At 41.4% G+C, this 25,099-nt stretch carries 15 protein-coding genes; 2 read left to right on the top strand and 13 right to left on the bottom strand.

Translation table 11 applies throughout. From position 1 onward, the window contains the following. Window positions 1-38: 38 nt before the first annotated feature. From FZF08_RS02975 to FZF08_RS02930, 10 genes are all read right to left on the bottom strand, one after another. The gene (locus FZF08_RS02975) at window positions 39-740 is read right to left on the bottom strand and encodes a phosphoadenylyl-sulfate reductase (RefSeq protein WP_159467112.1); all 702 of its coding nucleotides are present in this window, start codon (window positions 738-740) and stop codon (window positions 39-41) included. A gap of 294 nt (window positions 741-1,034) precedes the next feature. Then, complete coding sequence (locus tag FZF08_RS02970; RefSeq protein ID WP_159467111.1) at window positions 1,035-1,247, bottom strand: hypothetical protein; 213 nt, start codon at window positions 1,245-1,247, stop codon at window positions 1,035-1,037. Window positions 1,248-1,275: 28 nt separating this feature from the next. Continuing rightward, on the bottom strand, window positions 1,276-2,463 hold the full coding sequence (locus FZF08_RS02965; RefSeq protein ID WP_159467110.1) for a PLP-dependent aspartate aminotransferase family protein: 1,188 nt from the start codon (window positions 2,461-2,463) through the stop codon (window positions 1,276-1,278). A 158-nt stretch (window positions 2,464-2,621) separates the two neighbouring features. Beyond that, on the bottom strand, window positions 2,622-3,797 hold the full coding sequence (locus tag FZF08_RS02960) for a sulfite exporter TauE/SafE family protein (protein WP_159467109.1): 1,176 nt from the start codon (window positions 3,795-3,797) through the stop codon (window positions 2,622-2,624). A gap of 169 nt (window positions 3,798-3,966) precedes the next feature. After that, window positions 3,967-6,243, bottom strand: a complete 2,277-nt coding sequence (locus tag FZF08_RS02955) for an FAD-dependent oxidoreductase (protein WP_159467108.1) — start codon at window positions 6,241-6,243, stop codon at window positions 3,967-3,969. A gap of 69 nt (window positions 6,244-6,312) precedes the next feature. Continuing rightward, complete coding sequence (locus FZF08_RS02950; RefSeq protein ID WP_159467107.1) at window positions 6,313-8,343, bottom strand: glycoside hydrolase family 2 protein; 2,031 nt, start codon at window positions 8,341-8,343, stop codon at window positions 6,313-6,315. A 22-nt stretch (window positions 8,344-8,365) separates the two neighbouring features. Beyond that, a complete protein-coding gene (locus FZF08_RS02945; RefSeq protein ID WP_159467106.1) occupies window positions 8,366-10,084 on the bottom strand; it encodes a sodium:solute symporter family protein in 1,719 nt (572 codons plus the stop codon). A 48-nt stretch (window positions 10,085-10,132) separates the two neighbouring features. Continuing rightward, window positions 10,133-12,715 (bottom strand): glycerophosphoryl diester phosphodiesterase, encoded by a 2,583-nt coding sequence (locus tag FZF08_RS02940; protein ID WP_159467105.1) that lies wholly within the window; start codon window positions 12,713-12,715, stop codon window positions 10,133-10,135. Window positions 12,716-12,841: 126 nt separating this feature from the next. Beyond that, window positions 12,842-14,287 carry a RagB/SusD family nutrient uptake outer membrane protein gene (locus tag FZF08_RS02935; RefSeq protein WP_159467322.1) on the bottom strand — a complete coding sequence of 482 codons (1,446 nt, stop codon included), beginning with the start codon at window positions 14,285-14,287 and terminating at the stop codon, window positions 12,842-12,844. 90 nt (window positions 14,288-14,377) lie between these two features. Continuing rightward, window positions 14,378-17,413 carry a TonB-dependent receptor gene (locus tag FZF08_RS02930; protein WP_159467104.1) on the bottom strand — a complete coding sequence of 1,012 codons (3,036 nt, stop codon included), beginning with the start codon at window positions 17,411-17,413 and terminating at the stop codon, window positions 14,378-14,380. A gap of 373 nt (window positions 17,414-17,786) precedes the next feature. Between FZF08_RS02930 and FZF08_RS02925 the strand changes: the two genes are divergently transcribed. Continuing rightward, window positions 17,787-18,941, top strand: a complete 1,155-nt coding sequence (locus tag FZF08_RS02925) for a substrate-binding domain-containing protein (protein WP_310590582.1) — start codon at window positions 17,787-17,789, stop codon at window positions 18,939-18,941. A gap of 283 nt (window positions 18,942-19,224) precedes the next feature. Next, the gene (locus FZF08_RS02920) at window positions 19,225-19,485 is read left to right on the top strand and encodes a Txe/YoeB family addiction module toxin (RefSeq protein WP_159467102.1); all 261 of its coding nucleotides are present in this window, start codon (window positions 19,225-19,227) and stop codon (window positions 19,483-19,485) included. Window positions 19,486-19,759: 274 nt separating this feature from the next. Here FZF08_RS02920 and FZF08_RS02915 read toward each other — a convergent pair whose 3' ends face one another. From FZF08_RS02915 to FZF08_RS31690, 3 genes are read right to left on the bottom strand one after another with little or no spacing between them, the layout of a single operon-like run. After that, window positions 19,760-21,427: a RagB/SusD family nutrient uptake outer membrane protein gene (locus FZF08_RS02915; RefSeq protein WP_159467101.1), complete on the bottom strand. Its 1,668-nt coding sequence runs from the start codon at window positions 21,425-21,427 to the stop codon at window positions 19,760-19,762. Between the two features lie 38 nt (window positions 21,428-21,465). Further along, a complete protein-coding gene (locus tag FZF08_RS31695; protein WP_255463384.1) occupies window positions 21,466-23,709 on the bottom strand; it encodes a SusC/RagA family TonB-linked outer membrane protein in 2,244 nt (747 codons plus the stop codon). After that, window positions 23,710-25,005 carry a SusC/RagA family TonB-linked outer membrane protein gene (locus FZF08_RS31690; RefSeq protein ID WP_229216392.1) on the bottom strand — a complete coding sequence of 432 codons (1,296 nt, stop codon included), beginning with the start codon at window positions 25,003-25,005 and terminating at the stop codon, window positions 23,710-23,712. Window positions 25,006-25,099: the final 94 nt, after the last annotated feature.

Raw genomic sequence — 25,099 nt, 5'->3', positions numbered from 1 at the left:
TACTTCTTCTTTATTTACGTAGCATTGGGATGCTTTTATTACTTGGCGTGCAAGCCGCATTCTTTCTTCGACTCATCTTCCCACCACCAACGTCCGGCGCGGAAATCTTCACCTTCCTGAATGGCGCGGGTACAAGGTGCGCAGCCGATACTCACAAAACCTTTATCGTGCAAAGGATTGTAAGGAATGCCATTTGATTTTACATAAGTCTTTACTTCCTCAAAACTCCAATCCAGAATCGGGTGGAATTTGATCAGATCATGCGCTTCATCTGCTTCAAGCTTGTGCATAGACTGACGATTTCCCGACTGTTCTGCCCGGATACCTGTAACCCAGATTTTTGCTCCTTTCAGAGCTCTGTTCAAAGGTTCAACTTTACGGATGAAACAGCATTCTTTACGGTTTTCAACGGAATCGTAAAAACTTAATGGGCCTTTTGTACTTAGTAAAGCTTCCGCCGAATCCGTTTGCGGATAGTAAGCTTTTATTTTGGTATCATACCGGTTGTTGGTTTTTTGAAGCGTCATGTACGTTTCATTAAACATTCTTCCGGTATCCAGAGTGAAAATGCTGATATTCAGATTATTTTTTAAAATAAAATCTGTGATAACCTGATCTTCGTAACCCAGACTCGTAGAAAATACTACCTGACCAGGAAATAAATCCGCCAAAATAGCCAGTGATTCTGTTTCACTTTTGCCTTCCAGCGCTGAGGTTAATGCGTTTATGTTTTCGTTCATGGTGATTCGGCTTGTATTTTTTCACAGAGGAAATTAGAGTTAAAAATTGAGGGGCACAGAGTTATTATTTTAATGTCTGTGTCCCTCTTAATTTCTCTGTGGAACTCTGTGTTACCTAATTTTTTTATGCCAGGATGACATTAGTATCCAGGACATATATCATTTTGTTTATTGCGAAAGAAGAAGTTCAAGGGGCTCCTGAATATCAATTACATCTCTCAAAGCTTCCAGTCTCTCTTTATTTAAGCCTTTAGATTCTTGCTTAATTTTAAGTTTTTTAACTCTGTCTTCAAACTACAAATTTTTATCGGCTGGATTGCGAATCATAGCTTTCAAAGGGTCATCATCCGCAAGTGTACTATAAACCAGTTCGTTCATCGTAACACCAGCCAAATCAGTAGCCTGTCTTGGGGATAAAGCTCCTTGTTGATAAAGTTGGCCTGCAATCGAAAGCAATACCTTCTCCTTTTCGAAATCTTCCGGCAAATTGATGGTTAGTGTTTTCATATCAGGACCGACTTTAATCTCTTGATTTTTACTCTAATATATCACTTTTGACCGATACTTCCACAGCGTTTGTGAAATCCTCGATCAGGTCTTCGATATCTTCCAGGCCAACGGAAATACGAATTAAGCCTTCTGTGATGCCTAATGCCAGTTTTTCATCTGCTTTCAGTTTCGCGTGAGTCGTTGTAAATGGATTGGTAACAATTGTTCTTGTGTCTCCAAGATTTGAAGAAAGAGAAGCAATTTCCAATGCATCCATAAACGCTGAAACACGTTCAAAACCACCTTCCAGTTCAATTGTAACAATGGCTCCACCCGCTTTCATTTGCGCTTTGGCAAGTTCATGCTGAGGGTGAGATGCTAAAAACGGATATTTAACCAGTTTTACGTCCGGATGTTTTTCCAACGCAGTAGCCAAAGTCAAAGCGTTTGAGCAATGTTTTTCCATTCTCAATTCCAGCGTTTCAAGGCTTTTGCTCAAAACCCATGCATTAAATGGAGACATTGATGGCCCGGTGTGGCGGCAGAAAAAGCGAACATGTTTGATATATTCTTCTTTTCCAACTACAATTCCGCCTAAAACGCGGCCTTGTCCATCCATATATTTTGTCGCAGAATGGACAACCAGATCCGCTCCGAAATCAACCGGATTTTGCAAGGCAGGAGATGCGAAACAGTTATCGACGTTATAAATCAGATTATGCTTTTTACAAAGTCTTCCGATCATTTCAAGGTCCACAAGATCCAGACCTGGATTTGAAGGCGTTTCAAGGTAAACCATGCGCGTATTGGGTAATACTGCCGCTTCCCAATCTGCCTCACTTGCGTCAGCGTCAAGGTACGTATAGGTAATGCCCCATTTACTGATGATCTGTGTAATGATCTGATGTGCAGAGCCAAACAAAGCACGGCTTGCCAGAATATGATCACCGCTTTTTAACAATGCAGCCATACTTGCGAACACCGCAGCCATACCAGTAGCAGTCGCTACACCATCTTCACAATCTTCAAGAACACAAACTTTGTCTATAAATTCTTGTACAGAAGGGTTAGAAAAACGGCTGTAAATATTGCCTTCTTCCGTTTCTTCAAACAACGCTTTTCCTTGTTCAGCACTTTCAAAGGTGAAACTGCTTGTCAAAAACAAAGGCGTAGAATGTTCGCGGTATTGTGTTTTCTTCGTCTGGGTACGTATTGCTTTGGTCTGCTTTTTCATAGGTCACTAGGTATTGGCTATTAGCTGTTAGCGTTTAGCTTGTAATAAATATTTCTTATTGAGTGAGAGTACAAAGACTCTTTCTTTTTATTAATTCTAATTTCCAGGTTTAAAGCTAACAGCGGTCTGCCGCGCGGCTAATTGCTAACAGCTATTAGCTAAAAAACCACCATATAAATTATTCTCAAACTTACAATGATGACGATTGTTCCAACCATGATCATCATTGTTTTTATTGGCAATTTTCGGGACAAGTTTGCTGCGATTGGTGCGGCTACCATCCCTCCTAAAATCAGTCCTAAAACAACCTGCCAGTGTGAAAATCCGATCAGTGTTATAAAGGTTACTGAACTTGCCAATGACACAAAAAACTCAGCCAAATTCACCGATCCGATCGTATATTTTGGGTGGCGACCTCTTGCAATTAATGTTGAAGTCACAATGGGTCCCCAGCCTCCGCCACCGATTGAATCCAGCGATCCACCGGCAAATGCCAACCATCCGATTTGTCGGATTGGTCGTTTTTCAATCCGCTTCTTTAACGCTTTCTGGATGATAAGAATTCCCAGAATTAAGGTATAAACTGCCACCAAAGGCTTGATGATGTAAATATATTGTTCAAGCGATGTAAGCAAATAAGCACCGGCAATAGCTCCTATGACACCCGGTACCAATATTTTCTTGAATAACTTGCTGTTTACGTTCCCAAATTTTAGGTGCATGTAACCGGAAACGCCACTCGTGAAAATCTCTGAAGCATGGACGCTGGCACTAACTGCGGAAGGCGGAACACCAAGTGTAAGCAGAAAAGTAGCCGAGGTAACACCATAAGCCATACCCAAAGCTCCATCGATCATTTGGGCTATAAATCCACCCAGAATATAGTAGAAAAAGCTTTCATTCAGTTCAAGTTCATCCCAAAGAATGGAAAGTCTGTCGTAGGTAATGTAGGTGAAAATCAAATGTCCAACAATCATCAGAGCGATTGCTGCGAACAAGTTCATGCCAATTTCTGTCCGGCTTCTTTTACGCAAAGTTGCTGTCCAAATCTTGTTCTGGATCGTATCCCAGGAAAGTGACGGTTTTGTATTATTTTTAGTTACTTCAAAAGCAGCATTTTGCTGTTCAGTCTTTTGCGTAACCTTATTGAAACGAGAATCCGATTCTTCAGGTAAATCAGGAAGAAAAACAACTTTTCCCTGTTCCCTCGCGATGACAGCCAAACGGCGATCTTCCTCAGGATCACCACTTGATATGTAAGCGACTTCCAGGGATTCCCAATTGACTGGCTCCTTAACTTCTGATGAGGGCAATGATTCTGACGCGTCCTTCAAAGTCTATCTAGTATACTATTATGATAGAGTAAAACATGAATAAAATAGCAAACTAGTGTTTGCTATTTGAGGTGCAAATTTAGTATCAAAATATTAGCTTTCAAAGAATAAAAAAGACGAACCCGAAGATCCGTCGTTTTTTAAACCATTATATATTAATTCTCCGATATTAATAACAGCGAATTTCGAACAAAGAAACCGGCGTATTATCATTTGAATTAGCCAATTCAATTTTGAAAAATTGTGTAAAAACAGGGTTGCTCAGGGTTATTGTTCTTCTGTTTTGATGATTATTTTCTATTGAGCCTATAACTTCACCTTTGTCGTTAAAAATTTTTAAGTCAGTAACGCAAAATGGCATGACGGTTTCGGGATGTACAAAAATGACATTTTCCATCGGGTGATCGTAATCTGCGTCAAAAACGAATTCAATGCTTGAAATCTTTGTTTGCTCTGCCCAATTGAGATTAATTGTGGGGTTTCTGTCAGCATACGCTGCAACCCAGGCATTCGGACTGGCGATCGGTCGTTGCAAACCGTTTCTCAAATTTTCCGGCTCAAAAATATTTATTTCGCTATCTAATTTCATCGCAATATTTCTTCCCTCCGGTCTTCGCTGGGGACACCAGAATTCAAAAGTATCCACACCAATATCTTCGGTAGGTTGTTGTTTCCCATAATTTGAAACGGCAGGATTTATTGCATTGAAGACCGTAACAATTCCTGAAATCCGCTTTTCGCTATATTGAATTTTAACACTTTCATTTTTTATAAAACAAACAAAAGCATAACAAGCTTCATCAAATTCTGTTTGCCAATCCAACGTAATTTCCTGTTTCCCTTTTTTCAAAGAAACTGTTTTTGTTTGCAGTGTAACGTCCGGGGTATGGTTAAAAGACTTGCTGCTTTTTCGTAACTCAACGGCCAGATTTATTTCTTCATCCGCATCAACCCAAACCGTAACGGATGGCATTTTACCGACAGTAACCGGTAACATTTGACCGACCGAATGTATAATCAGAGCCCAATGATCGGCAGCAGGAATTTCTTTTAATTTTAAAGAGGAACTTGCCTGAATGCTGATTGCGTTTTGAGCAAGATCTTCCGAATCTGACAATTTCAAGTGCGGAATATATTGACCTGATTTTATCAACTCACGCTGTAATTCTGCTAAATGCAACGTGCCCACTTCTCTTGGAGAAACACCGTATTTTTTTGCCAACGAAGCCGCAATAGCCACGGTTTGTCCGCCATGAGCGCTCGTTGCCATCACGCGGGTTGACGCAAAAGCCACGTGTGTTGTGCTAATAATGCGCCCGGCAATGAACAGGTTATTAATGTTTTTACTGTAATAAGTACGGTAGGGAATACTGAAAACGCCTTTTCCGTGCCACTGATTACAACCGGCCTGATCGCTATAAATTCCGTCTGCCGGATGTAAATCAATACTCCATCCGCCAAATGCAACCGTATCTTCAAATTGTTTTTGTTCGACAATATCCTGCTGTTTAAGCATATAATCACCTTCAAAACGACGGCTTTCACGTTTTCCGGGGATAGTACCGACCCACTCCAAAGTCATGGTTTCGGCTTCGGGGAATAGGCCTGAATTTTTGATATAATTCCAGGCACCGTACACCACTTTCCACAATTCCCATTTGATCGTTTCGGTGTCATGAACAGTATCCATACGACCGCCATATTCCAGCCACCACAACCGGCAACCAAAATCTTTCGGGTTAAAAGTTTTATAACGCGGAATCTGCGTAATATCCTGCAAAGCAAAAGACGGCGCCGTAAACTTGACCGGTCGACCGACATCTTTTGAATAGAAATACATTGAGTGGCCTAGTAACTCACCGTACGCTTTGTCCGGTGCAAATTTCTCGCCAAATTCTTCCTGAGATTCGGCACCCATACGAAATGCTGCACCTGCCAGAAAAGCTACGATTCCATCGCCGGAGGCATCACAAAACAAAGGAGCGCTGATTTTGTATTGCGTACTATTCTGGCTGCAAAAAGCATGGACGGACGAAATGATATCTTCCGCAGATTTATCTAAATCAAAAACAGCCGTGTTTAATAACAAGGTTATATTCTTTTCTTCAACCACTTTTTCCAATAAAACAGTATCAAAAATCAGTGGATTTCCATCAGGATTCCGATGAATATTTTCCAGCATAATTTCATTGATCACGCCGCCTTCCCGTGCCCAACGATTGTTATTGCCCATATGCGAAGTTGCGCCCAAAACCCACAAACGGACTTCGCTTGACGCATTCCCGCCTAAAACGGGCCTGTCCTGCACAACAATTACTTTCATTCCTGTCCGTGCCGCGGTAATGGCCGCGCAGGTTCCTGTCAATCCACCTCCGACGATTACTAAATCTGCTGCAAGAGATATGGTTTTTGGTGATCTTTTGTAGATGAATTCTTCTTTTATCATGGTTAAGTCGCGTTAGGGCAGGAGGTTTTGGCCAACCGTTATCTCCCGTTTATGGCATAGTATCAATGATTATTTCAATTCTATTTCTTTGATGCCGGCAGAATAACCGGTTGGTTTCATGATGGTTACAAGGAGTTTTTTGTCAAAACCGGAAACGGTTATTGTAACTTCTCTACTATCACCTGGGTTTAAATCCGGGATCGAATACATACCATTTTCTGTTTTTAGGGAAAATCCTTTCACGGCATAAGAAGGGAAATCGGCACGGGCGGTAAGTTTCAATACAAGCTGATGTTGCCCTTGTTCACCTGTTTTAAAACTTACCTTTTCAATTATAACCGGTGACATTTCTTCCTGATGAGATTTATAAGCAGGTCGTAGCGATCTGTCGGGGCCGACAATTCCCCACGGACGATATCCATTGGCGTTTGTTCCGTGGTACCGACTTTGATAATCATTGTAAGTCCACCAGGAAGTCCCGATCACGTATGGCCTTTTTCTGACTTCGGCTACTACGTCACGGATATGTTGTGCCTGCGCTGCTTCACCTCCATTATTATTATCTGCTCTAACACCCCATTCGCTGATAAGGATGGGCTTTTCGGGATATAATTTGTGGATATGATCCAGGACTTTTGCATGGTTTCCATAGGTGTTTGTACAAATAAAATCCGCATACTGACTGGCTTCATCTTCCGGTTTTTCAGGAAACGTGTTCAAATACATGCTGGCAAAAGTGTATAATCTTGTTGGATCGAGCTCCCGCGCATTCTGGATCATATCTTTGGTCCATTTTAGTCCTGGCTGCGATTTTGATTCGTACTCGTTCCCAACACTGTAGGCGATAATGCTCGGGTGATTCCAGTCACGTTCGGCCATTTCCTGAAACTGTGAGCGGAACTTTGTCCGCATACTATCGTTGTCCATTTGTCGGGGTGTGAGCTGCCAGTTTCCTGCCTCAGAAATAATCAGCATACCGTATTTATCAGCCAGATCGTAGAAATATTCAGAAGGAGTATAATGTGTCAAACGCTGAAATTCCATTCCCGCTTCCTTCATCAAACGGAAATCCTTTTCGACAAGCCAATCCGGTTCCATAGAACCTAAACCGGGATAATCAACAACACGATTTCCGCCACCCAAACGAAGTGATTTCCCATTCAGCAGCAACTGTGCATTTTTTATTTCAACTTTTCGGATCCCAAAATTTGACGTAATGGTATCAGAGCCAATGATCGCTGAAAATTGATAAAGATTCGGATCATCCAGATTCCAGAGTTTCACCTGCACTGCTGAAAGATTTGTTTCCGCTTCAATTATTCCCGTTTGTCCTGACTGGATCGTGGCTGATTTTGTTTTCCAATTCAGAGCGACAGTTTTGTCTTTAAATTGAACCAAATAATTTACTTTCGGGGAAATTGCTTGTTTTGAGGCATTTTTGATTCGCAGTTTTGTAGTCAAATTTGCAGTTCCTTTTGTCAGATCAGGCGTACTTTCGATCTTGATATTATCAGCATAAACTTCCGGCTCAACGGTCAAATAAATAGGACGGATAAGTCCGCCGTAATTAACCCAGCCCATAAAAGCATCATTAATTTTATTGTTGTCTTTGGCGCCGGGAATGGTGCCCACTTTCCAGGTATCGTTGTTTACAGAAACAGCCAAAAGATTTTCACCATCTTTTAGAAAGTCAGTAATATCAAAGCTGAATGGCGTATAACCACCTTCATGAACACCCACTTTTTGATCGTTCAGCCAGATATTTGTTTTGTAATAAGCAGCATCAAAATGGAGAATGATACGCTTACCCGAAGTTATTTTCCAGGGAAAAGTTTTTCGATACCAAACGGTTCCGTTATAAAACTGGTATCTTAAATCCGCAGAGAAGCAATGTGGAACGGTTACTTTGTCAAAACGGTTGTTGTCGGCCTTGGCTTCATACCATTTTCCGATCTGTCCCATTTCGGCCGGATCCAGCGCGAAAGACCATTCGCCATGCAGCGGAATAGCGTTTGGCTGACTGATTTTATACTGACCAAAAGAATACAAGTTTGGTGAAAATAATAACATCAGTACTAAAAATAATTTCTTTATTGACATGATAATAAGGGATTTAGGTTTTTCAGGAGTGGAGGATTTTTTCTGTTGTTTCCGTTGGGACGAGTTTAATCTCTCGGGATGCGCGCCAGGGGATGATTGCTGTTAAGAGAATTCCAAATGCAATGGCAGCCGTTAATGTGGAGCCGATTGTTGTTAAAGCACTCAAAACGAATAATAGAAAAGAGGTGAAAGCCAATGCGCCCGCAATGACTTTCAAGCCAAACTGATTTTGCCTGCTAGCCTCCGTTTTTTCCTCTTCTGAACTTTCCAGATAATCAAACTTTCTTTGCGTCATTACAGCCTGATACACTTCATATTCTGAACTTGTAGCCGTTTTTCGGGATAAAAGCCATTCATTAATTGCCAGTAATATGATAGGCAAACCAATCCCCAGAAGCATTTCTTCGGAGCGGTTCAGTTTAAAACCGGCGGTTAAGGGCAGAATAATTTTGAAAAGTAAATTGACCGATAGGGTAGAACCAGTTATCCAGAGTGTAGCTTTTCCAGTCAATTTTTTTGAAAACAATGCCCATAACCCAGGCGCTAGTAATGGTCCGCCGGTAACGGCTCCAATGCTCAAAACGACCTCAACAATTCCACCGGCAGCCGGAACCAGCAAGGCAATTATGATCATTCCAATTCCAAACACAAGCGATGACAAACGAGCAATGGACATCAGTTTTTTATCTGACGCTAGCGGATTAATCATGCCTTTGTAAATGTCATTCGTAAAAACAGCTGACACAACGTTCAAGGTGGTATTGGCAGAGGCGGATGTTGAGAAATACATGCCTGTTAACATCAATCCCATTAAACCAGGAGGTAAAACCAGCTGACAAACTTTTAAATAGGCATTTTCAGTATCCAGGCCTACCAGGTCTGGATTAATTGTACGGTAAATCATGGGAGGCAACATCCAGATTATCGGGCTGATCAGGTATAATCCTGCAAATAGAAATGAAACTTTCCTGGCTGATTTTCCGCTGTCGACGCTGGTATAACGCTGTACAAAAGTCCAGTTGCCGCCGATGTAACAAATGTGGTAAAGTGTAAAAGCGATGATGAATCCGAAAGTATATTCGCCATTTAGAAGATCGAAAAATCCGTCTGGTGCTTTTGCGGTAACCGTTTCCCAGCCGCCAGCTGCATTTAAGGATAAAGGTAAAATGATGAAAACGGCTGCTGTTAAAATGACAAATTGCAGAATATCAGTCACCATGACGGCCCATAATCCGCCAACCGCAGTATAAGCGATCATCATAATTCCCAAAACAATAGTGCTTGGTATTAGCGGAAATCCGAGCGAAACGCTGACAAGTTTTGCCACCGGATATAAAACCGACCCTTTGATAAAAAGAGAAACCAATGTGAAAATGTAGATGAACGTTTTTTGTACAGTCAGTCCCAAACGTTCTTTTACAAATTCTGCGGCGGTTAATGCGCCGGTTGCTTTCCATTTTGGTGCCAGCCAGATTCCCGTGATCAGTGCTCCGATGCACATCGTCCATTGAATCGTGACAGAAACCCAGCCATATTTATAAGCTATGGCACCCCAGGCGACAAATGTTCCGGCTGAGAAAAAACTCATAAAAAGAGAAAGTCCTCCAATAAACCACGGCACGGATTCTCCTCCGGCAAAAAAGGATTTCATGTTTCGGCCTGTTCGGACAAAGAGCATTCCTATAAACAAAACGAAGGCCGAAAAGATAAAAATGACGGCGGTATCAATGGGTGAGTTCAAGCGCTAAGGCGTGTTAGATGAATTAAATTTTTAACTGATTCTTGATTTTTAATCAAACTGGACAGCAATTACTTCAATGCCAAAACCTGGAATATTGTAGGAAATAGAATTATCTTTTGCTGGCATTGTTTGGTTTGATTTCATATTACGGATTTTCGAGATCTTTTTTCCTGACATCCAATTCTCCGGATTTAAAGTGATTTTTCCTGATGTGGACTGCGAACGATCATTCAGCAGAATAATGAATGCCTCATTTTTTTTACCGTTTTCTGCCAAAATATAATCTATAACCGGCTGGTTAGTTTGAACAAAACCTTCGCGGATTACCAGATCGGCTTTGTTACCATAAATAGTTCCGGTTTCGAAGCCATAACTCTGATGCGGACCAACTTTTGGCGTCACAAAACCTCTCGGGAAACTAACTTTTCCGTCCGATCTTAGTGCAGCTTCCGATAGTAAATAATCTGTAATCCAGCCAATTTGCCACCAGGCATGATGCGGATATGGGCCTGCGCCTTTGTTCATAGCCTGCCAGTAATACGAAGCGACACTGGTTTTCGGATCTACGAAAGCATCACGTCCAATGGCGGCGGATCTTGCCATATCTGCAAAAATCTGATCTCCGGTCATTTGAAATATTCTCAGAAACATACCTGCGTGACTGGCTAGTAGAATAGGGCCGAGGCGTGTGGCTGAACCAAATATTCCGCCATGTTCAAAACTTATTCCGGCCTGGCTGATTTCCCAGTCCTCTTTTTCGACACCATTAACAATTTTTATTTTTTTGGAAGGAATAGGATGCGTATAAATGGAACTGATATAGATTTTAGCCGTGGTAATCGCAGCTTTTTTATAGCGCTCATCATTTGTAAAATCATAAAGATCAAGCAAAGCCTGGGCTGATTGCCCGGTTGCAAAATCGGGAGCATACCGTGCATCTCCGCATACGCCCAGAAATGAGCCGGTTTCAACAGCATTGTTTATAAACCAGTCTGCCCCTTTTTGCGCTGCTTTCAGGTATTTTTCATCTTTTAAAATCCGGTAAGCGACCAATAATCCGTAAAAGGTTGGCCGAACGTCTTTTATGTCTTTAAAAATTTCATCTTCCGTTTTTTTGTCATAAGCAACGGCGAAACTTCCATCCGGCTTTTGCCAGGCAAGTAAACGCTCCGCGCCCAAAATCAACCGTGCTTTTAATTCCTGATTTTTTGGCTCAAAAAGTAGCATATTACCAATATCCAGCATTACATAATAAGTCAGTGCGATAGGCTCCATGACCTCGCCCCATTCTTCCACGAACTTTTTACTTTTAGCCAGGTAATATTGTCCTTCCACGGCGCCCTTGAAAAATCCGTTTTCAGTTTGCTGCTGAACCAGTTTGAAATTTTCCGCGGGAGGAAGTACTTTTTGTGTCAATTCCGGATCCTGGGTTTCGTGCGCGAGCATCCACATCGCACCATAATCAGAATTTTTCATCGCGTCCTTGTTTGAGCCGACAACACCTCCCATGTAAGACTGTGCGCCAATTTGTTTCCCTTTATATTCTTCAATATTCCAAAGCGAAGTTTTTGGGTTGATGAGGTAATGATGCATTTTTTCAATGCGGTCGGTTAAAGATTGTTTGCTCTGGCGAAGTGCCAATCCCTGTTTGAAATCATACACATCATAAATCCCGTGGTTGAGGGCCTGAAACCAGTCGCCGGAAATCAAACTGTACCGAAAAGCATAATTGATATCCTGTCCGGTATCTCTTTCCGACTTCTCCTCACCCAAAACCGGATAATACAGCGTCGGTGATAATTGTGATTTTCGGTTCATGTGCGACAAACCGATAAACCAGTCCGTTTGCGTGATTTTGTCTTTCGCCCAGGGATCGCGAGCTAAACCTGGTTCAGGGATTATCGATAGCGTAATCCCATTTTTTGAACTCATCAGAGGACTTAATGTACTTGCACAACGTTCACGATAGACAATAGGTCGACTTGGAATTCCATGCCCATATGCATAGGCCAGCGCGAAATTTTCCTGCATGAAATTTCCCTGAAAATACCCCGGAACCGAAACCCATGACATTTTTTCGACTGGCAAAGAAGCCAGAGTAGGCGTAGCCAGCGAAAAGAAACCTTTCTTTTTGGGGATTAGTTTTTGGCTTACCAGAATATCAGATGTAAATTTTGTGTCCAGAGTCCAGTCTGAAATGATAGTCGCAACTTCCGTTTCTTCGGTAAATTGAAGGTGGTTTTTGTTAATTATTTTTACTGCTTTTGGGAAAAAATGATATGCTTTTCCTGCTGTATTTAAGGAAACTGCCGTTGTGCTTTCTTTCCATTGCTGCTTCTGATAATGATAAGCATCCTCAGGGAATTTGCCGCCAGTTATTTTGTCAAAGGTCTCTGCGGATTCTGATGAAGGTTTTGTTTCTGAAAAAAGTAAGGTATACTCACCCGAAGGTGCCAGGTCGGAAATCCATTTTCCATTTTTATTTATCGCAATTTTTTCAATACGATAACCTTCCGCAGTATGCTGCCAGGAAATCTGTATATTTTTATTGCCAAGGGATAATGTTTTTGGATTTTGACCAAAAACATTGATCAAAATGAAGCAGGAAAGTATTGTCAGATAATATTTCATATGATCATTAAAGTTCTTGTACTCTGTTTTCTATTCTGTCTGCCAGCCTCTGTTGAATGAAATAATTTGGCAGACAGAATAGAATTTTTTATAGCCCCATTATTGCTGTATCGCTGTCAACTAAATCTATTGCCAATCCGGATTCTGGACCAATTTTGGATTAGCATAAATCTCGTCCTGTGGAATCGGGAAATATTTGTTTTTGGCCGTTGGCGTTCGAACCGGATAGACGCTGTTTACCGCTTTTGGAATAACCGACATGAATTTCCCGGTACGGGTCAAGTCATACCAGCGATCACCTTCTGCGAAGAATTCCCAGGCGCGTTCCTGTATCACGGCGTCAATGAAAGCGTCTTTGCTAAGGCCGGTTGTTAATTCCGGAAGACCTGCACGTTTTCTGATCACGTTAATAAAATCGTAAGCTACGCCAGTCGCTCCGTTAACTCTTGCTTCGGCTTCTGCCGCAATCAGGTACATATCGGCAAGGCGCAAAATCGGAATGTTAGGAATCATCCCAACCGTTGAAACCGGATCCTGGTATTTTTTGATCAAAACCGCATCCGTTGTGATTGGCGTGATATTTTTTTGAGCAACAGTTTTACCAGTTTTGTCAATGTAAGTAGTGTCAAGCAATAATCTTCGTTTGTCCGACGGACTGAAAGAATTGTAAAAAGACTGATAAGCAAACATGGAACCGTACGATGTTTTCGCATATTCCGGCGCTGCGCTGCCTGTTGGGCCCATCAAACTTGTCAGCTGATGCGAGCGGGTTTGCGTGAGCGGATCCACTTCAAAAGCCCACATATTTTCTGCGCGTGCAGCATCTTCTTTGTCGTAACGATACGTATCGCGCACGTCCGGCATCAAAGAATATTTCCCCGAATTGATTACCGCTTTTGCCTTTTCCAGCGCCTTTGCCCAGTCTTCGTTATACAAAGCAGCTTTGGCATAAAGTGCATTTACTACTTCGTTGGAAGGACGTCCTTTGTCAACAGTCGGGTAGGATGGAAGCCCTGCCGTCAGTGCCTGGTCAAGGTCAGCGTAAATTTGCTTGTATACATCGGCTTTTGGACTTTTGCCTACAACTGCATCTTCGGCCGTAAAACTTGGCGTTATTTTTATGGGAACATCACCAAAGTTTTTGGTCAAAGTCCATTCGTAAAACGCACGTAAATAATAGGCTTCTCCGATAATTTGTTTTTGGCGGGTAGCATCCATCGTTGCGTCCGGAACTTTGGCAATGATCCAGTTCGCTTTTTCAATCCCGTCATAACCAGAGGCCCAGATTTGTTGTGGAGATTCGCTTGTGCGGGAATTCGTTTTCTGTGTTGTGTAATTAACGTCATACGTAAAAAGCGTCAGCGTATTTCTGCCTACTACGCCACGTGGATAAGTCTGGTCGTCGCTGAAATCAGGAACCAAAGTAGCGGCCGGACCGGAATACATATCAGCCAGAGGATCATAGGCTGCAACCAGTCCTTTTTCAGCATCGGCAGCTGTTTTGTAAAAGTCTTCGGTATAAATGGATGAATAAATGGTTTCGTCCAGCTGACATGCATTGAGTAAAAACATGCAAATGACCAGTCCGGCAGACGAAAGTTTTATATTGGATGAACACAACGGTTTCATAGTCAGATTCAGTTTTAAATAGGGAAATGAGGCTTAGAACGTAATTTGCAGACCACCTAAAAGTGATTTTGCCTGAGGATAGACAAGGTTGTCTACTCCGATGACCGTATTAGAGCCGGCATAGGTATTCACTTCGGGATCAAAGCCGCTGTATTTTGTAATCGTAAGCAAATTGTTGACACTTGCATAAATCCTGATCTGCTGAATTCCTTTAATTTTTGGTAAAGTATAACCCAGAGAAATGTTTTTGACCCGCATGTAAGATCCGTTTTCAACAAAATGATTGGTCACCGGCAAACGTCCGCTTACGTATGCACTTGCGTAGTCATTATTGGGATTTGTTGGTGTCCAGCGATCGGCCAGACCTGCGAGCATGTTGCGCCCTCCGCCCGGATTTTCGAAAGAAAGACGGCTGGCATTGTAGATATCATTTCCCTGAGAACCAGAAATAAATACACTCAGATCAAAATGTTTGTAAGATGCATTGGTTGAAAAACCGTAGATAAATTTAGGATTTGGGTTTCCGCTCACGACTTGATCATCAGCCGAAATCTTTCCATCACCATTCACATCCTTTACTTTATGTCCGCCAAGTCTGCCATCGTAGCCTGGTAGAATAGCATCACCGGTTTGATTTATTCCGTCAAAAACATAGGTTTTAATCAATCCAAGCGGTTGTCCGACTTTCAAAACGGTATAGGCGGTGATAAACCTTTCCTGGGTCAATCCGCCGTCAAGGCCCAGTACTTTATTGCGGTTGAACGTAACATTTCCCGAAACGTTCCAGGTGAAAGCACCGTCCAGAATTCGGGCATTGGCCGCAAGTTCCAGTCCTTTATTTTGAAGAGAAGCAAAGTTTCCGGTAATGTTTGCGTAACCCGAACTAAGCGGTAATGCCTTTACATACAACAAATCATCCGTCCGCTTTTTGTATACATCGGCAATCAAACTTAACCGGTTATTCAGCAAACTCACATCGATACCAATGTTCGCCTGCTTGGATTTTTCCCAGCGCAAATCAGGATTTGAAATGCCGGATGGGTTTATTCCAATATTATAAGTATGATTGAAATTATAATCACTTCCTGGGTTTGGAGCAGAAACTGTTGCCAATGATTGATATGGATTGATGCCACCTGCGTTTCCGGTAACACCATAACTCCCGCGAATTTTCAGATCAGAGAGCCAGGAGATATTTTTAATAAACGGTTCTTCGATCAAACGGTAAGCAGCGGACACGGCAGGGAAAATACCATATTTGTGATTGGCTCCAAATTTACTTGAACCATCCACACGCGCTGTCAAATCGACAAAAAGTCTGTCTTTAAAACCATAATTAACCCTGCCCATATAGGAATCCAGTCGCTGGCTGTTGCGGGTACTAGTCACTGTGCGGGTCAACGCGAGTTGAAGCGCTTCATTGGTTGTTGCATCATTTGGGAAACCGGTGGCGCTGATTTCATTTTGATTAAACAATTCAATCTGAGTTGCAAAAAGTGCAGTTGCTTTTAAAGTATGATTTGGAGCAAGCTGCGTGGCATAGGTAAGAATACTCTCGTGTAAGAGTGATTTCGAATTTGCATTCTTTTTATAACCGGAGCCAGAATTATCACTTAAATCATTTTTGGCAATAATTGACCGGGGTGAATATCGATCCTGAAGACTGCTCTGCAAATCTGCGTTAAAAGAGGCACGGTATGACAATCCTTTATATAATGAAACTTCACCATAAAGATTTATCAGCGTGCGGTTAATCGCTGTCCGGTTCAGCATGGAAGCGAAATTCAACGGATTTGTTACTTCCCGGTATTGTCCTGCGGCTTGTTCTCCAAAAGGAAATACGCTGCCATCTGCGTGGTAAGGCTGTAAGGTTGGAGGGGCTCCTAAGGCAGATCCGAGAATGGAACCAGTTACTACGTCAGCATCTCCAACGGTCTGTGAGCCAGTTGTAATGCCATTATTAACATTGAAACTTCCCAGAATACTTGTACCAATTTTTACGCGTTTGCTTACCTTATGGTCAACATTCAGACGATACGAATATCGTTTAAAATTGGAATTGATAATGATACCGTCCTGATTGAAGTAATTTAAGGAAAGGGCCAGTTGGGTTTTTTCTGAACCGCCATTGATAGAAAGCTGATGATTTTGGATCGGTGCTTTTCTAAAAATAATATCCTGCCAGTTTACGCCTTTGCCAAGTGAAGCAGGATCTTTGTAGTAATTATTTTTGAAGACTTCATTTTCCAGTTGCGCAAATTGTGTTGCGTCTAAAACGGGCAATGTTTTTCTAACTTCCTGACTGCCATAATAACCATCATACGTAACACGCGTTGCGCCTGTTTTCCCTCTTTTTGTGGTAATAAGTACAACGCCGTTTGCCGCTCTTGAACCATAAATGGCTGATGATGAAGCATCTTTCAGAATTTCAATTGACTCAATGTCATTTGGGTTAATAGTAGAAAGCGGACTAACATCTGTAATATTACCACTATTTGAAATCTGAATTCCATCAATAACATATAGCGGTTCAGAAGTTCCGTTGATGGAGTTTGTTCCGCGAATTCTTACACTGATATTTCCGCCTGGAGATCCTGAATTCTGATTAATCTGCACTCCGGAAATTCGCGATTGAAGTCCCTGGGCAAGGTTTACAACAGGAGTTTGTACCAGATCTGATGCCTTTACAGAAGCGATTGAACCGGTTGTTTCAATTTTTCGCTGCGTTCCATATCCTACAACGACAACTTCATCCAGTGCTTTTTGATCTACTTTTAAAGTGATATCTATTGTTGTTTTATTATTCACCGGAATTTCTTCTTTTAAATAACCAACAAAAGAAAAAACCAGCGTCGACTGAGCAGAAGCGGCTAATGAGTAGGTTCCATCAACATTGGAAAGTGTTCCCTGTTGAGAGCCCTTTACGGTAATACTTGCACCAGGAATAGGCTGACCGGCCTCATCAATAATTTTACCTTTAACAATCCCATCTTGTGCATACAGGAATTTCCCGGATGCGGTTATGACCAGAAGAATGAGAAAAGTGATTTTACATAAATTTTTGAGCATAGTTAAAAGGGTTTTGATAGTAGCGTGAAATTGAAATAGTTCAATTTGTTTAGTTGTTTGGCGAATGCTTTCGAAGTCGGAAAGGATTGTGAAGAATGCCTTTTCTGATTGAAAACAGGAATTATTACTTGAATATAGGAAGGAGAAAAGTTTTGTCAAGGGCAAAAAAACGCTGAAATATCACGAATTATCACAAAAAGTATCGGTAACGTTTGCGGATACGTTACCGATATATGGTTATGATTATTTTTTATATAAAAATTTTATAAAAACTATTTTGAATATCTTTGAGAGAGAATTTTATAGATGTTTGATGATATATTGAAATAATACAATGATCTCTTGTCCGAAGTGTTCCGAAGTAGGATCTATCATGAAAGCAGGTTATGTGCGGAATAAGCAACGTTATGTTTGCAAGGACTGTAATTACTTTTTTACGCTTTCAAATCCTGATCAAACCACACCTAGAAAAAATAGTCGCAGACATCAGACTACTATTATTGATATTGCGAGATCGACCGGAGTTTCAAATTCTACGGTTTCAAGGGCTTTGCACGGACATGCGGATATTAGTCCGGAAACGAGAAATGCGGTTTTGGAAATGGCTGCGCAGCTGGATTATCAGCCAAATCAATTGGCGTACAATCTTGTCAAAAGCCGAACCAATACGATTGGGATGATTGTGCCTGAGTTTACTAATTCCTTTTTCCCCAATATCATTATTGGCGCACATGAACTTTTGATCGAGGCGGGATATAATCTTACGATCATGCAGTCCAATGAATCTTACCCGATTGAAGTTTCCAATACCAAAGCAATGCTTGCTAACCGGATCGACGGTTTACTCATTTCCCTTACACAGGAAACAAATAATTACGATCACCTGAAAGTCTTTGAAAAAAGAGGAATTCCACTTGTACTATTCAATCGGGTTTGTGATTACGTTTCTGCACCAAAAGTTGTAGTAAATGATTTTGAAGGATCGTTTTTGGCTGTGGAACATTTGATACTGAACGGCTACGACCGCATTGCGCATTTGGGCGGGCCGTTAAATTTGTTGGTCAGCAGGGAAAGATTGCGAGGATATCGGGCGGCGATGGAAAAATATGGAAAAACAATTGAGGAAAATATGGTGATCCAGGGGATGTTCTCACAGCAAAAAGCCCGGATTTATGGAAAGTATCTGTTAGATCTGGAAAACAGGCCGGATGCCATTTTCGCAGTCAACGATTCTTCTGCGATTGAAATCATGCTGATGGCTTTGGAAAAAGGGATACGAATTCCGGATGAACTGGGTGTTGTAGGTTTCAGCGATAATCCTGAATCCGCCTACATTGGTCCGGGGTTAACAACAATAAGACAACCAACGAACGAAATTGGAAAGACGTCGGCACAGTGGATTTTACAATTAATTGAATCGGAAGAAGAGCTGATTTTGCCTAATGAAAAGGTATTGAAAACGGAGTTGATTGTAAGGGGATCTTCGAGGCGTAATCGAAGTTTGATTATCAATTCAGAGTTTGGCTGAGTTAAGATTATTTATTATAATTTTGTAAATCAATATATTAAACATACACTAACCTTAATTTGAAAGTAATGATAAGAATGTCATTTCATATGCCGAAGCGAAAAACGTCAGTGGGAAATCTGTTAAAATCTTTTAAATTTATAAAGACTGACAGGAGAAAAACGAATAACGTAGATACAACGGATTATTTAATGAGTAATCCGGCTAATAAAGCAATTCTTGAAGAGGCCATAAAGGACGTAAGAACAAAAAAAAATATTATAGTACGACACCTTATTGATCTATGACCCTAGCCTGGCAATCGAAGGCTTGGGAGGATTATATTGAGTGGCAAAAGACTGATAAAAACATTGCCAAAAAAATCAATGAATTGATCAGGGAATGTTTGAGAACGCCCACGGTAGGTAAAGGAAATCCAGAGATGTTGCGACACAACCTTTCTGGTTACTGGTCCCGGAGAATAAACGAAGAGCACAGATTAGTATATAAAATTGAAGATGATTTTATTATCATCATTCAATGCAAATTTCATTATTCAAAATAATTAGCTGCTTTTATCTGGCAGCTTTATTGTTACATGTTCTTTCTTTTTTCATTAAACATTAAAAAAGTGCGCCCTCAGAGAGAACGCACTTTCATAATTACAGAAGAAAATTATGATATACTCTTTAATGATTTTCCAGCTCAATGTTTTCTTCAAAGGCCGGAAGTTGAATCCATAATCCTGTATTATGGGACTTGTTATGAAAAGGAATAATTAAGGGTAGGAATAGTTTTATTAATTCGCCGGATACACCTCATATCCGGCGAATGGTTTTTTAATTAGGATTTTGTTTAAGGACATTGGATCCCATGATATCAATCTGCGCCTGCGGAATAGGGAAATATTCACTGCTTCCTTTTTTGAAAACGGCTCCGGTCAGGTAAGTTCTTTTTTTGCTTTCTTTGGCAATATAGGCGTTAAGTACCACGTCTGCATTTCCCCAGCGAACCAGGTCAAAATGACGGTGACCTTCCATAGCCAATTCAAGGCGACGTTCAAAACGAACCGCTTTTCTTGCATAATCCTGACTTGCAAAAGATGAATAAGGTTTCACCAGATAATTTGCCGCAGGGGTTCCATCATCTTTTTTCACAACTTCGGTTGCCGCACGTGTCCTGATCTGGTTTACGATTGTCAAAGCGGTAGGAAGATCACTTTCTTCGACTGCAATTTCAGCACGCATTAAAAGCAGATCGGCAAAACGAATTGCCCGGTAATTGTTAGCATTGGCCCGAGGGGATTCTGCACCTGCGTTTTCTCCACTGCTTGCAAAAAACTTTTTGAAAGTATATGGCCCGGCAAAACTCTGATCACGTATCCAGTTTTTTCCAGGATGGATACCCCAGTTAAGAAAAGGCAAACCACGACGACCAACGGTCCAGTCCAATCTCGGATCCAATGTTCCGTCATAAGGAGTAAAAGCATCACTGGAAGCTAAACCTTCATCATTTTTTACATCCGTATCATTGAAAGTATCCAAAAGCGGTAAACCTGCTGCATCCGTTTTGAAGGCATTTACAAGATTCTGGGAAGGCTGATAAAATCCGCAGCATCCGCCAGGGCCGGAGCCGTAAGGAAAGTTCAGGTTGTCGCCCCAGCTTCCGTTTTCGCCGCTGCCACCGTCAGCTACTGACATTTGTACTTCAAAAACGGATTCGCTGTTGTTTTCCGTAGCAATTTTGAAATTGTCGCGATAATTGGCAGTTAATGAAAACGGACCGTTGGATATAATGTCAACAAGTAAAGGTTTTGCAGCAGTATAGTCACTTTGGTACATATGAACTTTTGCTAACATGGCTTTTGCCGACCATTTGCTGGCTCTTCCCACCTGTGCTTTGGTGGCAGAAAGATTGGTCACCGCAAACTGGAAATCCGCCTCAATATTTGGCCATATATCTTTGTCGTTTGGCAGATTGATATAATCCGTCACCGTTTCATCAACATAAGGTACCATATTCCACATTTTTTTTGCTTCAAAATGATACCAGCCACGAAGAAATCTCGCTTCGGCTGTTGCCTGCGTTTTTTCAGCTTCGGTCATATCGGAAGCTTTTGCGATCAGGTGCAACACGTCATTAGAACGTGAAACGCCGTCATACAATGCAACCCATTTATCATTGAAACCACCAATATCAGCCTGCTGGATATACTTTTCAATGGTTGTAATTTGGGCAAGGTCACCAACGTCACTTCCTTTGTAGCCATCGTCTGAGGCGACGGTTCCATAAATCCAGTTACTAACTGCCGAGAAATAGGTTCCGCCAGAACCAACTCCGTCTAATAAGCTGTAAGCTCCTATCAAAACTGAATTAACACCGGTTTTGTTTGAAAGCATGGCTTCATTTCCTACGCCGAGCGGTGTAGTTTCCAGAAATTTATCTTTACAGGAATTCATCGTTCCCATGCAAACCAATGCAGTAAATATTAAAATTTTCTTTTTCATATTTTTTGATTTAAAAAATCCGTGTCGGTTTGTTTTTGTTAAAATCCAAAGTTGATACCAACCTGATACATTTTAGATCTTGGGTAATTGCCCTGATCCAGACCTAATACAGTGGTGCCTGGTGTAGAACCAACCGACGTAACTTCCGGATCAATACCACTATATTTTGTAATGGTGAACAAATTTTGTCCCTGCACATAGATTCTCGCACTTGTCAATTTTATTTTTGCCAATGCTTTTGCGGGTAACGTATAACCGATGGTCAGGTTTTTCATTCTGAAATAAGATCCATCTTCCACAAAATAGCTGGAAGGCTGCTGACTTCTGCTGTCGTTGGCGTCAAGAATAGGCAATGATGCATTTGGATTTTCCGGTGTCCAGGAATCGTTTAGCATATGCAAACTTCTGTTTCCAGCCTGGTTGTTGAAGTCAGTCCAGCGTTTTACCATGTTGATAATTTTGTTTCCTTTAACGCCTTGGAAGAAAGCGGAAAGATCAAATCCTTTGTAGCCGAGATTCAGGTTGATACCATAAGTAAAATCAGGATGTGGATTTCCAAGGAATTTTCTGTCTGCATCCGTAATTACACCATTTCCGTCTGTATCGTGATATTTGTATTTACCAACAGCTGCGTAGCCAGGATAAGTTGGTCCTGCATCAACTTCCGCCTGATTTTGGTAAATTCCGTCAATCTGCAAGCCATAGAACGAATACAATGGCATTCCTGCAACCGAACGTGTCCAGGTATAACTTCGGATTGTTGGCCCAAGAAGAACAGCAGTCGCACTGTTATTCAATTTCACCACATTATTTTTGTAAGCTGAAATATTGGCACCAATCGAGTAAGTGAGCTGACCGTCCAATGCCTTGTTATTAAAATCAAGAGCAAGATCAACACCTTTATTATTCATTTCACCAACATTGACAAAAGGAATTGTAGCAACACCTTGCGTAGCAGGCAAACTTACCTGATACAACATATCGGACGTTGTACGGTTATACAGATCAAGATTAAGACCAAACATTCCTTTCAGGAAAGTTGCATCCAATCCAACGTTGGTTTGCGTTGTCGTTTCCCATTTTGCATCCTGATTTCCAAAAGCCTGCGTATCAAAACCAGCCTGAACGGAACTGTTTGAGCCATCAATGGCATAAGACGACTGATTAAGCGTAGAACGATAAGTACTGAAACCGTTGTAATTTCCGATTTCCTGGTTACCTGTTTGTCCCCATCCTCCTCTGATTTTCAAATCATCAATCCACGTCAATGATTTCATAAATGATTCTTCCGACAGACGCCATCCTGCACTGAATGCGGGAAATGTTCCGTAACGATTGTTCGCTCCAAAACGTGAAGAACCGTCACGTCTTACCGTAGCTTCAAGTAAATAACGGTCTTTCAAAGCGTAGTTTACTTTTCCAAATATTGAAAAAAGAGACCATTGGTAACCTGAACCTGTATTGTTGATACCCGCAGAACCTGCGCTTAAATACATGTATTTAGGATCTTCGGAGTAAAAAGCGGTACGTGTTGCAGAAAAATCTTTTCCTGAGCCTTTAATGGCTTCTGTTCCTGCCAAAACATTTAATTTATGACTTGTTCCAAAAGTTTTGGTATAGTTCAGTGTATTGGACCAGGTCCAGTTGACATCGTAAGCGTATGCATTTGTCAACGAATTATTCGATTCAATTTCTGCTTCTTCCAAATCCAGTAAAGTGTAGGAAGTTCTGTTAGCATTTGTAAAATCGACACCGATGCTTGATTTTGCAACCAGGTCTTTCAGTATGTCAACTTCAACATAAGCATTTCCGAAAGTTCTGAATGTATTGACTGCGTTGTCTTTTGTACGGTACAACTGTGCAACGGGGTTTGTAGCAGGTCCCAAACCAGCAGCGCGCGTAGCGGCGAAGTTCCCCATAATATCATAAACAGGAATAATCGAAGGAATACGAAATCCATTTCCGATAGGGTTTCCATCCTGGTTGTTGCTTGAACTTGCCGTACCGTTGTTGCTGTAATAACCTTTGTTTTCAGTGTAACTTACTTCCAGATTTTCTCCAAAACGGATTTTCTTTTTGAACAAAAACTCAGTGTTTGAACGTAAAGAATACCGGTTGAATGAGGTATTTTTCAAAATACCATCCTGTTTGAAATAATTCAAAGAAAGCGCATATCTACCAGTTTCACTACCCCCGGTAGCACCAACGTTATACTCCTGTATGGCAGCATTCCGAAGAATTTCCTTTTCCCAATCTGTTCCCTGTTTGTTTGCCTTTACAATCTAATAAAACCCGGTACGGTTATAGTTGTAAAGAGAAGGATTGGTTGCAGGATTTCCTTCTGACAAACCATATTGCGCACCGGCCAGAATGTAATCCGGAACAATGGCAGTAGGGCCATTACCATATTGCGGATGTGAAGGATTTCCGTTCGTAAGTACACCTGCATTTTTGCGCTGTGTCCATAAAAGATCACCAAATTGTTGTGGATCAATGATCAGATCCAGATTCACTTTTCCCGTTTGTACACCAAAACGACTGTTGAACGAAAACTGGGGAGCACCTGATTTTCCTTTTTTTGTTGTAATGATGATGACGCCATTCGCAGCACGAGAACCATAAATAGAGGCAGATGAAGCATCTTTCAAAACCTGCATCGATTCAATATTATTTGGATTGATGCTGTTCAATCCGCCTTTTGTAGGAACACCGTCGATGACATATAACGGATCATTATTGTTGACCGTACCAAATCCACGGATACGAACGGTAGCCTCACCACCTGGTGAATTATTTGATGTAACGGTTACACCGGCAACGCGCCCCTGTAATTGCTGTGCAACGTTGGGAGCCGAAACTTTCGTCAATTCCTTAGTATCAACCGTTGAAACAGCACCGGTAATATCTCTTTTAGATTGAGAAGAATATCCCGTAACCACAACTTCGCTCAGCGATTTTACATCAGATTGAAGTGTGATTTCAATCATCGACTTATTGGCGATATTAATTTCCTGCGTTAGAAAACCAATTGAAGAAACAACCAGAGTAGTACTTCCATCCGGTAATTCCAGCGAAAAACTTCCTTCGCCATCCGTCGTTGTTCCAACACTTGAACTACCTTTTAGCACGATCGTAGCACCTGGAACGGTTGCTCCCGTGGCGTCCAGGACTTTTCCTTTGATCGGAAATAAAGCTGGTTTTATCGTTTGAACCGATGTTCCGGTTCCTTCAATTTGAAGGCCGTTTTGCTTTGGTCCCGGGATTCTTTTTAGTAAAATCTGTTTGCCGGAAACTTCGTAGGTCACTTTCAAAGGTGTAAGAAAGTTTTCTAGAATAGCTTCCAGTTTCTCGTCTTTTGCATTGAGGTTAACCTTACGCTGTGACTGGATTAATTCAGGGCTATACATAAAGTTAACACCTGAAAGTTTTCCCAGTTTTTCGAGAGCGACGCCAATTTTCTGCTCCTTGATGTTGATCGTCAACCGACGGCTCAGCACTTCTTGTGCGTTACTGTCTATAGCAAGCGATAAGCCGGAAAACTGTATAATGATGAATAATTGTATGAGGCTGATTCTCATAATTTTAAAAAGGCATTGGGGCCATTGTAAGGTTTTTTTCATACTTTTGAATGTTTTGATGGTTGTTAAAAAATCAGCAAAATAATTCCCTTGT

Origin of the sequence: Dyadobacter sp. 3J3 (genome assembly GCF_009801115.1) — a bacterium.
Classification (GTDB): Bacteria; Bacteroidota; Bacteroidia; order Cytophagales; family Spirosomataceae; genus Dyadobacter.
The sequence above is the reverse complement of the archived record's forward strand: the minus strand, read 5'-3'. Positions and strand labels throughout refer to the sequence as shown.

Bases quoted from the DNA above. Each gene is read 5' to 3' on its own strand.
- FZF08_RS02955 (WP_159467108.1), bottom strand. From the start codon at position 6,243: ATGATAAAAGAAGAATTCATCTACAAAAGATCACCAAAAACCATATCT.
- FZF08_RS02920 (WP_159467102.1), top strand. From the start codon at position 19,225: ATGACCCTAGCCTGGCAATCGAAGGCTTGGGAGGATTATATTGAGTGG.
- FZF08_RS02975 (WP_159467112.1), bottom strand. From the start codon at position 740: ATGAACGAAAACATAAACGCATTAACCTCAGCGCTGGAAGGCAAAAGT.
- FZF08_RS02935 (WP_159467322.1), bottom strand. From the start codon at position 14,287: ATGTTTTTACTCAATGCATGTCAGCTGGACGAAACCATTTATTCATCC.
- FZF08_RS02965 (WP_159467110.1), bottom strand. From the start codon at position 2,463: ATGAAAAAGCAGACCAAAGCAATACGTACCCAGACGAAGAAAACACAA.
- FZF08_RS31690 (WP_229216392.1), bottom strand. From the start codon at position 25,005: ATGAGAATCAGCCTCATACAATTATTCATCATTATACAGTTTTCCGGC.
- FZF08_RS02915 (WP_159467101.1), bottom strand. From the start codon at position 21,427: ATGAAAAAGAAAATTTTAATATTTACTGCATTGGTTTGCATGGGAACG.
- FZF08_RS02930 (WP_159467104.1), bottom strand. From the start codon at position 17,413: ATGCTCAAAAATTTATGTAAAATCACTTTTCTCATTCTTCTGGTCATA.
- FZF08_RS02925 (WP_310590582.1), top strand. From the start codon at position 17,787: ATGAAAGCAGGTTATGTGCGGAATAAGCAACGTTATGTTTGCAAGGAC.
- FZF08_RS02950 (WP_159467107.1), bottom strand. From the start codon at position 8,343: ATGTCAATAAAGAAATTATTTTTAGTACTGATGTTATTATTTTCACCA.
- FZF08_RS02970 (WP_159467111.1), bottom strand. From the start codon at position 1,247: ATGAAAACACTAACCATCAATTTGCCGGAAGATTTCGAAAAGGAGAAG.
- FZF08_RS02940 (WP_159467105.1), bottom strand. From the start codon at position 12,715: ATGAAATATTATCTGACAATACTTTCCTGCTTCATTTTGATCAATGTT.